General features: G+C 35.1%; 11 protein-coding genes and 1 tRNA gene. 3 read left to right on the top strand and 9 right to left on the bottom strand.

The genetic code is table 11. The annotated features are described in order from the left end of the window. Positions 1 to 38: 38 nt before the first annotated feature. From QUH73_RS19245 to QUH73_RS19220, 6 genes are all read right to left on the bottom strand, one after another. Complete coding sequence (locus tag QUH73_RS19245; protein ID WP_289532070.1) at positions 39 to 1,292, bottom strand: hypothetical protein; 1,254 nt, start codon at positions 1,290 to 1,292, stop codon at positions 39 to 41. A gap of 86 nt (positions 1,293 to 1,378) precedes the next feature. Next, entirely contained in the window at positions 1,379 to 1,666 is a 288-nt protein-coding gene (locus tag QUH73_RS19240; protein WP_289532069.1) for a hypothetical protein, read from the bottom strand. Positions 1,667 to 1,702: 36 nt separating this feature from the next. Further along, a complete protein-coding gene (locus QUH73_RS19235; protein WP_289532068.1) occupies positions 1,703 to 4,141 on the bottom strand; it encodes an ABC transporter permease in 2,439 nt (812 codons plus the stop codon). A 77-nt stretch (positions 4,142 to 4,218) separates the two neighbouring features. Then, entirely contained in the window at positions 4,219 to 4,902 is a 684-nt protein-coding gene (locus QUH73_RS19230; protein WP_101308872.1) for an ABC transporter ATP-binding protein, read from the bottom strand. Positions 4,903 to 4,926: 24 nt separating this feature from the next. Continuing rightward, positions 4,927 to 7,275: an ABC transporter permease gene (locus tag QUH73_RS19225; RefSeq protein WP_289532067.1), complete on the bottom strand. Its 2,349-nt coding sequence runs from the start codon at positions 7,273 to 7,275 to the stop codon at positions 4,927 to 4,929. Between the two features lie 4 nt (positions 7,276 to 7,279). Continuing rightward, on the bottom strand, positions 7,280 to 8,530 hold the full coding sequence (locus tag QUH73_RS19220) for an efflux RND transporter periplasmic adaptor subunit (RefSeq protein WP_289532066.1): 1,251 nt from the start codon (positions 8,528 to 8,530) through the stop codon (positions 7,280 to 7,282). A 248-nt stretch (positions 8,531 to 8,778) separates the two neighbouring features. Here QUH73_RS19220 and QUH73_RS19215 point away from each other — a divergent pair, with 248 nt between their 5' ends. The 3 genes from QUH73_RS19215 (at position 8,779) to QUH73_RS19205 (ending at position 11,849) form a co-directional block, all read left to right on the top strand. Then, positions 8,779 to 10,158, top strand: a complete 1,380-nt coding sequence (locus QUH73_RS19215) for a sigma-54-dependent transcriptional regulator (RefSeq protein ID WP_289532065.1) — start codon at positions 8,779 to 8,781, stop codon at positions 10,156 to 10,158. A gap of 34 nt (positions 10,159 to 10,192) precedes the next feature. After that, the gene (locus QUH73_RS19210; protein WP_289532063.1) at positions 10,193 to 11,506 is read left to right on the top strand and encodes a sensor histidine kinase; all 1,314 of its coding nucleotides are present in this window, start codon (positions 10,193 to 10,195) and stop codon (positions 11,504 to 11,506) included. Between the two features lie 97 nt (positions 11,507 to 11,603). Then, entirely contained in the window at positions 11,604 to 11,849 is a 246-nt protein-coding gene (locus QUH73_RS19205) for a DNA-binding protein (protein WP_289532062.1), read from the top strand. A 75-nt stretch (positions 11,850 to 11,924) separates the two neighbouring features. On the opposite strand, the gene QUH73_RS19200 is transcribed toward QUH73_RS19205, so the two are convergent. From QUH73_RS19200 to QUH73_RS19190, 3 genes are all read right to left on the bottom strand, one after another. Next, positions 11,925 to 12,581: a redox-sensing transcriptional repressor Rex gene (locus QUH73_RS19200; protein WP_289532061.1), complete on the bottom strand. Its 657-nt coding sequence runs from the start codon at positions 12,579 to 12,581 to the stop codon at positions 11,925 to 11,927. A 152-nt stretch (positions 12,582 to 12,733) separates the two neighbouring features. Continuing rightward, positions 12,734 to 12,808: transfer RNA gene (locus QUH73_RS19195), tRNA-Val, on the bottom strand. Positions 12,809 to 12,867: 59 nt separating this feature from the next. After that, positions 12,868 to 14,127: a bifunctional folylpolyglutamate synthase/dihydrofolate synthase gene (locus QUH73_RS19190; protein ID WP_289532060.1), complete on the bottom strand. Its 1,260-nt coding sequence runs from the start codon at positions 14,125 to 14,127 to the stop codon at positions 12,868 to 12,870. Positions 14,128 to 14,335: the final 208 nt, after the last annotated feature.

The following is a 14,335-nucleotide window of genomic DNA, read 5'->3' as shown; positions in this document are numbered from 1 at the left end:
AAATCAAGATGGGACACCTATTCTAAATATGGCTATTTTCACATAAAATCGATACGTTCGATATCTTCCCATTTAAAATTTAGGTATTCATCTTCTTTTACAAAAATAATTACACCTGCATTTTTATTGGAAACATCTGTTTGATCACCAAGATACAACTTCATCCCATTTTTTAGTTCAACAAGACAATAGTTGTATGCCATTGGTTTAATACTTCCAATATTTCTGAAAGGGATAGCAAATTCCAATTTATCATTTAAACCATTTAAAATCTCCGAATCCATTGCCTCATCTAGATCGTAAACAATTACTCCTTTATACGATTTACCTTCCTTTGTAACTAATGTACCGAACAACCTTTGAGATACCCTAAATTCAGATAAACAATCTGTATTTTTGGAAAGAGGAAGAATCTCCAAAGAAAGAAAGTGACTCCATGGAAAATCTACTCTTCCAACATTTGGAATACTAACAATAATTCCTCTATTGTATTTATTAACATCATTCTCACCAGTCAATTCAAACTGTCGTTCGGAATGCAAAGTAATAAGACTTCCATTTTCTGTTTTTTCAATTTTTTTAATTTTATCAAAAGAGATGGACACGTCTCCATCACGACTTCTTCCATCCAATTTATCTCCTAAAAGACGCTCATCATGATCCCATTGAATAAAACCAGTAAACTCTCCTTTAGTTGTTGTAATCTTTCCATAAATTGGTTCTCCAAAAGTCTCCACATAATCAGTAGGTGTTGTTTCAAAATTGACTATATCAATACGATCCCAATCAATCTTCAACAAACCTAATTCCTGATCAATGATCCAAACTTTGGTTCCCACATCATTTGAACCGCCACTTAAGTTAATATACTTTCCATCTTTAAGTTCTAAACTTACCGATTCGCTTCCCGTTACAGATATTGATTTTATATCGCCAAACCGGCATTGAAATTTTCGATCGTAAACACTGGTTAAATTTCTCCTCTCATCATTAATTGTGACTTCGAAACGATCCCATGTTCTTTTTCTACTGTATCTTTCTTGATTATTTTTGATTTTGGATTCCGGAAGGTATTTCAGGTAAGGATTTTCTTCTTTTTCGGCATTAAACACATCAGTCAAAAATACTTCTTCATCATCCCAACGAATAGCACCTTTATACACATCGCCATCAATAGTAGTAATACTGCCATACAAATAACATGGATAGGTTTGACCAAAAACAGAGAATGAGCCAAAAAACAGTTGAGTTAAAAGAAAAAAGAATAAGAGATTTTTTGCTAAACGATCCATATTTCCTGATTTAAATTTATTGTTCTTTCCGCTCGTATGACGAATAGATACAACAAAAGTTACACAAGAAATAAATATATCTTCAGCTATTTTTTACGAAACAACACCTGAATGTTCTTTGATGACTCTGAAGGAGTAAAAATCTGTATCAATTCCCAATCTGAATCATAGTCGGCGATAAGCTTTTTTAAATTATAAATCTTGAGTAATTTCTCTGTTATATCATCTGATTTATCTGCCATTTCTTTGGATATATCCCACGAAAATGATTCCAATCTAAAAAACACAGATATTTTCTTATTCGCAAGTTTAACTTCCACTTCTGCAACTTCATTATCATCGCCAAGTGGTATCGGCACACATATTTCTCTCATGAGTAAAAAATTTAGAAGGTTTCTACCTTATTGAATTTATTCATATTTAATTGCCTTAATTGGGTCGGAACTTGCCGCCCGATAAGATTGCCATGCAACAGTAAACAATCCAATCACTAAAGAAACAATTAGGGTGACAACAAATATCCAAATGCCAATTGAAATGCGATAAGGAAAATCGTTCAACCAAGAACTTAAAGCCCAATAAGAGATTGGAACAGCTATGATATTGGCGATTAAAATTAACCTGATGAATTCGCGAGTCAGCAAATACACCAACTTACCTACCGATGCACCCAATACTTTCCGAATGCCCAGTTCTTTGGTTCGTTGTTCAGCCATAAAAGAGGACAATCCAAAAAGTCCCATGGATGCAATTAAAATACTTATTAAAGAAAAAATTGAAAAAATCCATGCCAGTCTTTCTTCCGGCTCATAATTTTCTTTCATTCTATCATCTAAAAAGGAATAACCAAACGACATATTGGGACAGAACTCATTCCATACTTTTTCAATATATTGTAGGGTCTCTTTTCTATTCTCAGAATTAATTTTCACGTGCAAATTCCTTCGGTAATCAGGATTTTCCGAAACAATAAGGTTCATCGGTTCAATTAAATCTTTAAGAGGCTGATAATTAAAATCCCGAATTACACCAATCACCTCTCCCAATTGAACGTCTCCTCCTTCTTCAACACCATCAATATCCACTCCTACCTGAAGCTTTTTCTCTAAGGCATTTTCGCCCCAGTTAAATTTAATTGCAGCCGACTCATTAACGATAAATGCATTAACGGTGTCCGACGGAATCTCCCGATTAAAATTTCTTCCTTTCAGAATATCCATTTCCATTAAATCGATATAATCGAAATCAATAACATTGAAATTTAATGCATACTGCTGCATCCCTTCATCACTCTCGTACAAATGCACCGTTTTCGATCCTCCAAAACCAATTAATGAACTCGAAGTTGCAACAGCCTTTATATTAGGGTTTTTCTTCAGCTCCATTTTCAACGCATCTATTCTAGTCCGCAATACTGAATCGCGAATAACCGAGACTACAATATCTTTTTTATTAAATCCCACATCCATACTATTCATATACAGGAACTGAGATGCAACAATGATAGTTCCGCTAATCATCATGGCTGAAACTGTGAACTGCGAGATCACAAGCAATTTTCGCAAAAACCCATTTGCCCCACCTCTGCCATTTCTTCCTTTTAGAATAAAAACCGGCTGAATTGAAGACAAATAAAAAGCAGGATAACTACCCGAGAAAAGACCTAAGAGGACGGCAAGAATTACATTAAACAGGATCACCTCCGGAGTATCCAAAACACTCAATGTAAGATCCTTATTTACCAACTGATTAAACAGAGGCAACAATAACTCAACGCATATTAAGGCTATAATAAGAGCAAACACTGTTAAAGATATACTCTCCATCATAAACTGACGAATGATATTCTCTTTTTGCGCACCAACAACTTTACGAATACCAACCTCCTTTGCTCGTTTAGAGGATCGTGCCGTCGCCATGTTCATGTAATTAATACTTGCTATGGACAAAATAAAGATGGCAATCGCTGTTAGAATATAAATGTATTTTATATTTCCGGTTGGAGCATCCCATTGCAATTGTGATCTTAAATGAATATCTCCAAGATGCTGAATTATTAATTTGTAGGAAACTCCCAGTTGATTTCCAAGCTCCTTCATGTATTTCTCATAGTAAGCCGGAAACTTTTCGAGAATAGCATCAGCTTCTGAATTTTCTTTTAAGAGTAGAAACGTGTAATTATTAAATGACCAAAATGAAATTGGTTGCTGACTGTTAAATTGCTCCGCTCCCCTTATGCTTTCCAATGTTTTCATGGAATAGAAAGCATTATATTTAAAGTGGCTGTTGGAAGGGAGATCTTTCATGACTCCACGAACTGTATAGGCTACATTTTCACCAACAAGCAATATCTTTCCTATTGGATCCTCGTCGTTAAAATACTTATCGGCCAGAGTTTCATTCAGCACTATTGAATAAGGTTGCGTAAGCGCTTTTTCGGGATCTCCTTTTAGCAAGGGAAAGCTAAAAATGGTAAACACAGAAGAATCAACAAAAGCGATATGCTCTTCATAAAACTCTTTATCATCATATTTAAACTGCTGTCTTCCTGAGCCTTGAAAACGCACAAATTGCTCCACCTCGGGAAATTCCTCAACAAAAGTTGGCCCGAATGGCAAAGGCGATGTCGCAACACGGTCTCTCTTTCCACTCAATGTAAAATCCGATCCCAAACGAATGATTCGTTCATGATTCACATTGTACTTATCGTATGATAATTCATCCTGAACAAACAGTAAAATCAAAATTGTACAAATTAACCCCACCGATAAACCAACAACATTGATTGTTGTATAGAATTTGTTTCTGGAAAAATTTCGAAAAAGTGTAATGAAGAAATTCTTAAACATACTTGCCTGATTAATATGTAGCTCAATTTTTCAGAATTTGAACCTAAGAATTGATTAATAACGATAATATTTTCTTTCTAAAGCTTTTGTCTCATATTCTCAGTTACAATATGTCCGTCAAACAACTGAATAATACGATGACTTCGATCTGCATCTGATGGCGAGTGAGTTACCATGATTATTGTAGTTCCTTCCTCATTAAGCTGAGTTAAAAGATTCATTACCTCTTCTCCGTTAGCAGAATCCAGATTACCCGTTGGCTCATCCGCTAAAATCAATTTGGGATTTGAAATAACTGCTCGCGCAATAGCAACCCTTTGTTGCTGTCCACCAGATAATTGCTGAGGAAAATGCTTAGCTCTATGAGCAATATTCATTCTTTCCAAAGCCTCATTCACTCTTCTTTTTCTCTCTGCTCCAGACACTTTCATATACAAAAGAGGCAATTCAACATTTTCAAAAACAGTCAATTCATCAATCAAATTAAAACTTTGAAAAACAAAACCAATGTTTTCTTTTCTCAAATTTGTTCTTTGCCTTTCAGTGTAGTTCTCTACCTGATAACCGTTAAAATGCAACTCTCCTTCACTTGGATTGTCAAGCAAACCAATAATATTCAATAAAGTTGACTTACCGCATCCCGACGGCCCCATTATTGCAACAAATTCGCCTTTATTAATTTCCAGATTGACATTATTTAATGCCGTAGTTTCCACCTCATCGGTTCTGAAAACTTTAATTAAATTTTTAGTATTAATCATAGCCATATCTATTTAAACAATCACTTATTCATACTTTAACACTCGTACAGGAGTTTTCAAAGCTAATTTCCATATTTGCTGATAAACTGTTATGAAGGTTATCAACAGAGACACAAACCCTGACAAGATAAAAATTCCAATTCCAATATCTATTCGATACGCAAATCCTTTTAACCACCACTCCATCACAAAAAATGAAAGTACCCAAGCAATGACATTGGAAAGCATTACCCATTTAAAAAATTCTTTCAACAACAACTGAAATACAGTATCCATATTAGCTCCAAACACCTTCCTTAGTGCCATCTCACGAGATTTCCGTTCTGTTACAAAGGAAACCAAACCAAACAAACCCAAACATGAAATAATAAAAGCTATTATTGTAAATGAAATAAATATTTTACTCATTCTTGATTCAGCCGTATAAAAATATTTAAAGTCCTCTTCCAAAAATCGATAAGTAAACGGAATATCCGGAACTGCTGAATCCCAAACCGTTCTTATTTTATTTAGAATTGGATCCACATCTTCTCCAATTCGAATACCTATATATTTAAAAGCATCCGGATTTCGCATCATAATTAAAGGTTCCACTCCAACCTGAAGACTATTAAAATTAAAATCCTTAACAATACCTATCACCTCGCCCGAATAGCCCCAAATCCGTAAAGGTTCACCAATGGTATGAACCATATTCATCTTTTCTGCAGCCGATTCATTAATAATAAATTTCAAGCTATCCCCGCCATGCAATTTGGAAAATCCCCTTCCTTGAATCACATCCATTTCAAAAGTCTCAATGAAATCATAATCCACAAAAGACAATTGAAACAAGATATCATCAGAATCTTTTATTTTTCCGGGCCAATCTACATCCCATGTTGAATTTGTAAAATTCACCGGCATCTGGTTTGCTGCAGTTACCCAATAAACTCCCTGGATTTTAATCAACTCATTTTTTAACTTCGGATAAATAGAATTAAAATCATCCACCATCTCAATGTAAATCAAATCGTTCTTATTGTAACCAACATCCGATTCCCTTAAAAATTTCAGTTGCTGATAAATAATCCCTGAACAAATAAACAGGGCTATCGACATGCTAAATTGAATAACCACCAACACCTTCCTGAGTAGAGCGGAATCTTTTCTTGAAACACCTTTAATTACATGAATTGGCAGAAAAGAAGACAGAAACAATGCCGGATAACTTCCTGACACAATTCCAGTAAGCAATACAATACCCGAAACACTAAATAAAAATTTTATATTATTTATCCCCAATGATAAGTCCCTTTCCGTTAAATCGCTAAAAACAGGCAGTAGTAATTCAACCAAAACAACAGCAATTCCTAAGGATATTAATGTGAAAAATATCGATTCGCCAAGAAACAAACCGATTAATCCTTTTCGCTGAGCTCCAACTACTTTTCTAATAGCAACTTCTTTTGCTCTTCTTTCCGATCTGGCTGTTGCCAAATTCATATAATTAAAACAAGCAATTAAAAGTATTAAAACAGCTACCAGAAGGAATACTCTCACATACCAAATTGAACCAACTTTATTCGTGTTAATCGCATACAAATGATACTTAACAAAAGCCTGAAGAGCAAGATCAACATTTGAATTCTTAATGCGATCTTTAATATATGCTTGTAACTGAACCTCCAAATTATCAGAATCAACCCCTTCCTCTACTTTAATAAATGTGTGAAAAGTATTTGCCTCCCAATCGTTTAAATCATAAGCCCACAACTTCCCAAAAAATTGAAAAGGAAGAATAAAGTCGAAAGTTATTGATGAATTAGCCGGCGGATTTTGAATCACAGCTGAAACGATATAATCAAATCTGGAATTTATCCCAATGTGTCTTCCAATTGGATCCAATTCACCGAACAATTTCTGAGCGAGCTTCTCTGTAAGTACAATTGAATTTTCCTCCTTAAAGGGATTCTCTTTTTCACCTTCTACGATAGGAAAAGTAAAAATCTGAAAGAAATCTGCGTCAACAATTTTCCCGCCATCTTCAACAAAACTTTTCCCGTCCACAGAAAGAATCAATTGTCCCCAGGTGGTAACCATTCTGGTAGAATACTTTATTTCAGGAAAAGTTTTTTTTATTGATTCTGCTAACGGTCCAGGCGTTGAATATACCGAAAAGACATCCCCATCTGCATAGTTTTGATTCTCATATACACTGTAAACCTGATCAATATCCTCATGAAACTTATCAAATCCCGTTTCATATTCTACCCATATTAAAATGAGTAATGTACATGTCACACCGGTTGCTAATCCTATAATATTCATCAAAGAATAGGCTTTTTGCCGATATAAACTTCGTAAAACGGTATTCAATAGAATTTTTAACATCCACTTACTTTAAAACCAATTTATCAACATCCCCGTAAGATTCATAGCTATTTGTTACAACCCTCTCTCCCGGTTTCAAGCCCTCAAGAACCTCATAATACATCGGATTCTGATTTCCCAATTTAATTGCTCGTTTCGTGGCAAAAGCACCACTGGGATCCACAACGAATATCCATTGTCCACCTGTACTTTGAAAGAAACCTCCTCTTTGAATCAAAACAGCCTCCCGAGGTTCTCCCAATTCTATTTTTGTTCTAAATGTTTGCCCGGTTCTTATTCCAGGAGGAAGCTCACCAACAAATTTCATATCAATTTCGAACTGACCACCACGTACTTCCGGATATACCTTATAAACCACTAAATTATAATCAACGCCACTAAAACTAAATTTAGCCTTTAATCCTTTATTTAACCGTGCAATGTAGAGTTCGTCAACCATCGCGTTTATTTTATAATTATCCAATACATTCACCTGTCCTAAACGCTGCCCTCTTGACTTCGACTCTCCCAATTCAACATTTAAAGATCCCAACTGACCATCAACAGGTGCTTTTACATTTAAATTCTGAAGTTTTGCACGAACCATTTCCAGATTGTTTTCCATGTTTTTCAAATTGGCATCCAATCGTTGAATTTGAATGGTACGTGCGAGAGAATCGGTTTTTTGTCTCTCCAAAAGCAACTCTCTGGTTTTTTTATAGTAATTGTAATTATCATTTGACTCGTCGAATTCTTCCCGGGAAATTAAATCCTTCTCAAAGAAAATTTTATTTCTCTGATAAGCTCTTTTACTCTTTGCCAAACTTAAATCTATATCCAACAAACTTCTTCTTACATTCAAACGATCCTGTTCCATGCTCAAACGGGTATCCCTTAATCTATTTACTTGCTCAGTAAAACCAGCTTCAGAATTTAGTATTTGCAAATTGAGCTCGGAATTGCTCAAACGAAGAATTACATCACCCTTTTTAACCATACTTCCTTCTTCCAGAAGTATCTCTTCCACACGTCCTCCTTCAATAGCATCTAAATAAACAGTGGTAATTGGATTAACCGTTCCCGTTCGCGCAATATATTCCTGAAAATAATCGGTTTTCACATCTCCAATTGAAATTTTCTCTGCATCAACACGCAGTCGGGATCCTGACTCTCCCAAAAATGCTGTATACAAGATAACAACGCCTAGAACGGCTCCCGCTAAATACCAATTTTTCCTTAGTAAATACCAAGCTTTCTTTTCAATAATTCTATCCATTATAATTTGACTTTTTTAATCCTTTTTCAAACACAACTGCAATATAGCCACTTTCATGCCAAAACACTTTTAACATTGATTAACAATTCCTTGAAAAACCAAAACCTATTGATTCCCACGCATCTGTGAACGAAAACAATACAAGAACTGTACGTATGCGAACATTTTTCTTTTATTTTCAAAATTTTAATGATAACTTGGATTCCTATTTATGTACTACAACCTGAAACGACAAATTAATTCAAATTATGGCAAATCAAAAAAACGGCAATATATTAGCTATTGATGATAACGAAGACATCCTGTTTTCTTTAAAGCTGCTTCTTAAACAACACGTAGAATTAATACACACAGAGTCTAATCCGGAAATGATTCCCAAGCTCATGAAACAAGATCATTATGATGTTGTGTTGCTTGACATGAATTTTACAAAAGACGCAATTAGTGGCCAGGAAGGATATCATTGGCTAAATAAAATACTTGAAATTGATCCACAGGCGGTTGTATTGTTTATTACTGCATATGGTGATATCGAAAAATCGGTAAAAGCTATAAAAGCTGGCGCTACAGACTTCATATTAAAACCATGGCAGAACGAAAAACTTCTTGCCACCATCTCATCAGCAATAAAACTACGCAGATCGAAAGATGAAGTCAAAGAACTAAAAACAAAACAAAAAGAATTAAATGCAGTTCTCGACCAACCGTTTAATGACTTTATTGGTACATCTCCTGAAATGCAGCAGGTATTCTCAACCATTACAAAAGTGGCGGTAACAGATGCCAACGTCTTGATTCTTGGCGAAAACGGAACTGGTAAAGAACTGGTTGCAAGAGCACTACATCGAAACTCATCAAGGAAAGATGAAGTTTTTATCAGCGTTGATCTTGGATCTATAAATGAAAACCTATTCGAAAGTGAACTGTTTGGGCATGTAAAAGGTGCATTTACAGATGCCCGTGCCGACCGTCCCGGCCGATTTGAGATTGCCTCCGGCGGAACCCTGTTCTTAGATGAAATTGGAAATTTAAGCCTGCCGATGCAAGCAAAACTATTAACAGTTTTAGAGAGAAGAGAAGTAATTCGAGTTGGATCAAACAAGCCAATTCCTATCGATATCCGTTTGATATGCGCAACCAATATGCCACTAAAACAAATGGCATCAGAAGACAGATATCGTCAGGATCTTCTATACAGAATCAACACTGTAGAAATAAGTCTTCCAGCTTTAAGAGAACGATACGAAGACATACCACTTTTGGCAAATCATTTTCTTGAAATATATTCTAAAAAGTATAAAAAAGGCATCAACCCTCTCTCAAAAGCTTGTTTAAACAAACTTTACGATTACAGTTGGCCTGGAAACGTGAGAGAACTTCAACATTTAATGGAGCGGGCAATCATTATGGCGGATGATCGAAATCTGGATCCGTCCGATTTCCAAGTCAGCATTGAACGAAATGGTCAGGATGATGTTGAATTTGACTCCTATAACCTTGAGGAAGTTGAAAAAAATATCATCCAGAAAGTATTGAAAACAAACAAAGGGAATATTTCCAAAGCGGCAGGAGAATTAGGTCTTACACGCACATCTCTTTATCGAAGACTAGAAAAATATGGTTTATAAAAGCTTCCGGATTAATTTTATAATAAGAATCATCGTGCTCTCAGCAACGATATTCTTATTATTTTACTTAATTGCAAAAAAGAGCCTCTACTTCACAGCAAGCCTTACCTTTATTGCGATTATTTATCAAATATATGAAATTATTAAGTACGTTGAAAAAACCAATCGCCTGCTAAAGAATTTTCTGGAATCCATACGATATTCTGACTTCACACGAAATTTCCAGGTTCAGGGTCTTGGAAGTTCATTTGATAAATTGCAGGAATCTTTCAATGCAGTAATTACTGATTTTCAAAAAATACGAGCTGAAAAAGAAGAGCATTATTTCTATTTGCAAACTGTAATTCAACACATTGGAATTAGTTTAATTGCATTTCACCGCGATGGCAAAGTAGAAATGATTAACAATGCCTCTAAGAAACTTTTTCAGGTAAGCAATCTTAAAAGAATACAAGACCTAAGCAATTTTAGCGAGGAGCTTGTAAATTGCCTGCTAAGCCTTAAGCATGGAGAAAATACTCTTGTTAAAGTTGTTGACAATGAAGATATCTTAAAGCTTGCTATTTACGCTACCGAGTTTAAAATTAACAACCGGCAAGTAATACTTGTATCAATTAAAAACATCCAATACGAATTGGAAGAACAGGAAATTGAATCCTGGCAAAAACTAATTCGGGTGCTTACTCATGAGATTATGAATTCAATTACGCCAATCTCTTCCCTTTCTACCACTCTAACAACAATTCTTGATGACTTTGGCGAAAACAACACCAACAAGTTTCAAGATGAGGATCTGGAGACACTGAACGAGGTTAAACTGGCTCTTGAAACAATCCATAAAAGAAGTTCCGGACTTTTGCATTTTGTAGATACTTATCGGAATCTTACAAAAATCCCAAAGCCAAATTTTGGCATTTTTCAGATAGAGAAGCTTTTTAGCAACATTCATCGTCTGATGGAGGAGGAAATTAAGAGAAAAGGCATCAAATGTGAGATTAGCATCAACCCTGAAAGTTTGGAACTGTCTGCCGACGAACAACTACTTGAACAGGTTTTAATCAATTTAATTAAAAACTCTATTCACGCACTAGAACACACTACCGATCCAAAAATTGAACTAAAAGCCTTTATGAACAAAAGAGGCAGAATATCAATTCAAATAAGCGATAACGGACAAGGCATTATAAAAGAAGTACTTGACAAAGTGTTCATTCCATTTTTCACAACAAAACCTAAAGGATCTGGTATTGGACTAAGTCTGTCAAAACAGATATTGCGATTACACGGTGGAACCATTACTGCACAGTCAATTCCAAACGAAAAAACCAGTTTTACGCTTACTTTTTAACATGATTTAACACCCCAATAATTTTAAATTAACAATTACTTTCGTTAAATTTAAGGAGCAAATCAATTTCCAACCTTTAATTAAAACTTAAGAGCATATGACTAAGACAATCACATTCAATAAGTTAAGAGAAATTAAAGATCGTTTGCCCGAAGGAAGTATGCAAAGGATTGCAGAAGATTTACAATTAGAAGTAGAAACCGTTAGAAATTATTTTGGTGGAACCAATTTTGACGAAGGCCAATGTACAGGAATCCATGTTGAACAAGGCCCTTATGGAGGAATTGTTGGACTAGATGATACAACTATTTTAGACCACGCCATTAGCATTCTAAAAGATTAAAATTGTAAACATCAATAATAAACAGGGCTGTTGAAAAATTTCAACAGCCCTGTTTTTATTTTATTACTAATTATCTTACTGAACTTCTTTTCTGTCGTTATGCAATTTATTAAAAATAATTGCCAGATTAGAATAGAGTGTTGTGTTTTGAACAATGATATCTTCCGGAACCTTAATTCTTGCCGGTGTAAAATTCCAAATCGCTTTAATACCCCATGCTACCATCAAATCAGCAACTGTTTGAGCATTTTCAGCCGGGACAGTAATAATTCCCATTACCACATTCATTTCCTGTGATAAATCCCGAAATTGATCTATATGAAATACTTCAATATCATTAAATTTTTTCCCAATGGTCGAAGAATTAACATCGAAAGCAGCAACGATATTTAAACCAAAATGTGATAATCCGCTATCATGCAATAATGCAGACCCCAAAGATCCAGCTCCTACAAGAAAAGCATTATCCATAATAGTAAATCCAAGAAACTCCGACAAAACATCTACCAACGCTTTAACTTCGTAGCCAACTCTTGTTTTTCCAACAATAGATGTATAGGATAAATCTTTTGTCACTTGTGTGGGGTCGATATTCATATAGTTTGCGATCTGAGTAGACGAAACAAACTGCTGCCCTTTCCTTAACAAGCCTTCTGCAAATGCTAAATATGAAGGCATCCGCCTAATCGTCGGCTCGGGAACCCCCTGAATTTTCTTAGAACTTTGAACCATAATTTCTTACTTACACCTTAAATGAGAACAAAAATAACCAAGTTTTCATTAAAGAAAAATTTCTTTAATGATTATTTTGTTATACAGATTTAATTTTAAATAAATGGCGCTGGGGACACTTCAAAGAATAATACAATAATCCTTTGTAAATGTGGGCGATATAGGATTCGAACCTATGACCCCTTGGGTGTAAACCAAGTGCTCTGAACCAACTGAGCTAATCGCCCTTAACGGCTGCAAATATAAGCAGAAAAAATTACCACAGCAATAAAAACCCTAGTTTTGTTTATACTACTTCAGCAACAACAAAAGTACTTCCTCCCACAAAAACCAAATCATTTTCATGAGCATTTGCCTTCGCTGCCCCTAGTGCTTCTTTCACAGACAGGTATGCATTTCCAAGCAATCCATAAGCTTTTGCCTTTACTGCAAGAACTTCCTGATCCAATGCTCTGGGAATATCTGCCCGACTAAAATAATAGCTCGCATTCTTCGGCATTAATTCCAAAATATCAGTAAGATCTTTATCATTTACAACACCAAAAACAATATGCAGTTTTCTGTAATCCATCGATTCAATTTGCTCTATTATTTCTTTAATCCCTCCAACATTATGCCCGGTATCACACACTACTCTTGGAGCATTGCCAATTGTCTGCCAGCGCCCTAGTAAGCCGGTACTTTTAACTACCTCAGAAACTCCCTGTTTTACAGTCTCTTTCGAGATCCCCCACCCCTTACTATTCAATTCATCAAATACACATAGAGCGGTTCTGATATTCTTAATCTGATAAAGACCCAATAAGTCACATGATAAATCGATTATTGAATTGTTCTCAAGAGACTGATAAACAAGATTTCTTTTGCTATCAATCAATTCTGATGACAGATTCTTATAGCTGTCTTCTGAAAATTTCAGATCAGATTTATTGTCAGCAGCAATTCTCAAAAAAACATCAATTACCTCTTCCTGTTTCTCACCAATAATAACAGGAACATTTTTCTTAATAATTCCTGCCTTTTCTCCTGCTATTTCTGCAAGCTCCGAACCTAACAAATTAGTATGATCCTTACTTATATTAGTTATCACAGAAAGTACAGGTGAAATAATATTAGTCGAATCCAATCTTCCACCTAAGCCTACTTCTACAACAGCAACATCTACCTTTTGAGCTGCAAAAAAATCAAAAGCCATCGCAACTGTCATCTCAAAAAAGGAAGGACATAATTCTTCAAATTTATTCTGATGCCTATGAATAAAATCAACTACATAATCCTCAGAAACAAGCTCGCCATCAACCTTAATCCTCTCTCTAAAATCTTTTAAATGCGGCGAAGTATATAGCCCAACTTTATAGCCCGCGGCTTGCAAAACAGAAGCAATAGTATGAGAAACTGATCCTTTTCCATTTGTTCCGGCAACATGAATCGATTTAAACTTCTTATGAGGATGATTAAAATATTCATCCAAAACCAATGTTGTATCCAAATTGGCTTTATAAGCAGCCTGCCCTGTGCGCTGGTACATAGGCAGTTTAGTAAACATATAATCTAAAGTTTCCTGGTAATTCATTTTTTATTCTCTACTAATTTTGATGATTTTACAAAGAAGAATAAAATTTCTTAAAATTTGTGTTAACAGGTTGAATTTCCTGCAAAAATTGCTAAATTAAAACTATTAAATGTTACTGTTCAGTTGAAAGCATCAAGCATGTTTCCTAAAATTAAACGATTTTAAATCGCTTTTAACACCC

It is taken from the genome of Labilibaculum sp. K2S (assembly GCF_030372765.1).
Lineage (GTDB): Bacteria > Bacteroidota > Bacteroidia > Bacteroidales > Marinifilaceae > Labilibaculum.
The sequence above is the reverse complement of the archived record's forward strand: the minus strand, read 5'-3'. Positions and strand labels throughout refer to the sequence as shown.

Excerpts from the sequence above, each read along its gene's own strand:
- QUH73_RS19245 (WP_289532070.1), bottom strand. The coding sequence starts at position 1,292 with ATGGATCGTTTAGCAAAAAATCTCTTATTCTTTTTTCTTTTAACTCAA.
- QUH73_RS19240 (WP_289532069.1), bottom strand. The coding sequence starts at position 1,666 with ATGAGAGAAATATGTGTGCCGATACCACTTGGCGATGATAATGAAGTT.
- QUH73_RS19235 (WP_289532068.1), bottom strand. The coding sequence starts at position 4,141 with ATGTTTAAGAATTTCTTCATTACACTTTTTCGAAATTTTTCCAGAAAC.
- QUH73_RS19230 (WP_101308872.1), bottom strand. The coding sequence starts at position 4,902 with ATGATTAATACTAAAAATTTAATTAAAGTTTTCAGAACCGATGAGGTG.
- QUH73_RS19225 (WP_289532067.1), bottom strand. The coding sequence starts at position 7,275 with ATGTTAAAAATTCTATTGAATACCGTTTTACGAAGTTTATATCGGCAA.
- QUH73_RS19220 (WP_289532066.1), bottom strand. The coding sequence starts at position 8,530 with ATGGATAGAATTATTGAAAAGAAAGCTTGGTATTTACTAAGGAAAAAT.
- QUH73_RS19215 (WP_289532065.1), top strand. The coding sequence starts at position 8,779 with ATGGCAAATCAAAAAAACGGCAATATATTAGCTATTGATGATAACGAA.
- QUH73_RS19205 (WP_289532062.1), top strand. The coding sequence starts at position 11,604 with ATGACTAAGACAATCACATTCAATAAGTTAAGAGAAATTAAAGATCGT.
- QUH73_RS19200 (WP_289532061.1), bottom strand. The coding sequence starts at position 12,581 with ATGGTTCAAAGTTCTAAGAAAATTCAGGGGGTTCCCGAGCCGACGATT.
- QUH73_RS19190 (WP_289532060.1), bottom strand. The coding sequence starts at position 14,127 with ATGTTTACTAAACTGCCTATGTACCAGCGCACAGGGCAGGCTGCTTAT.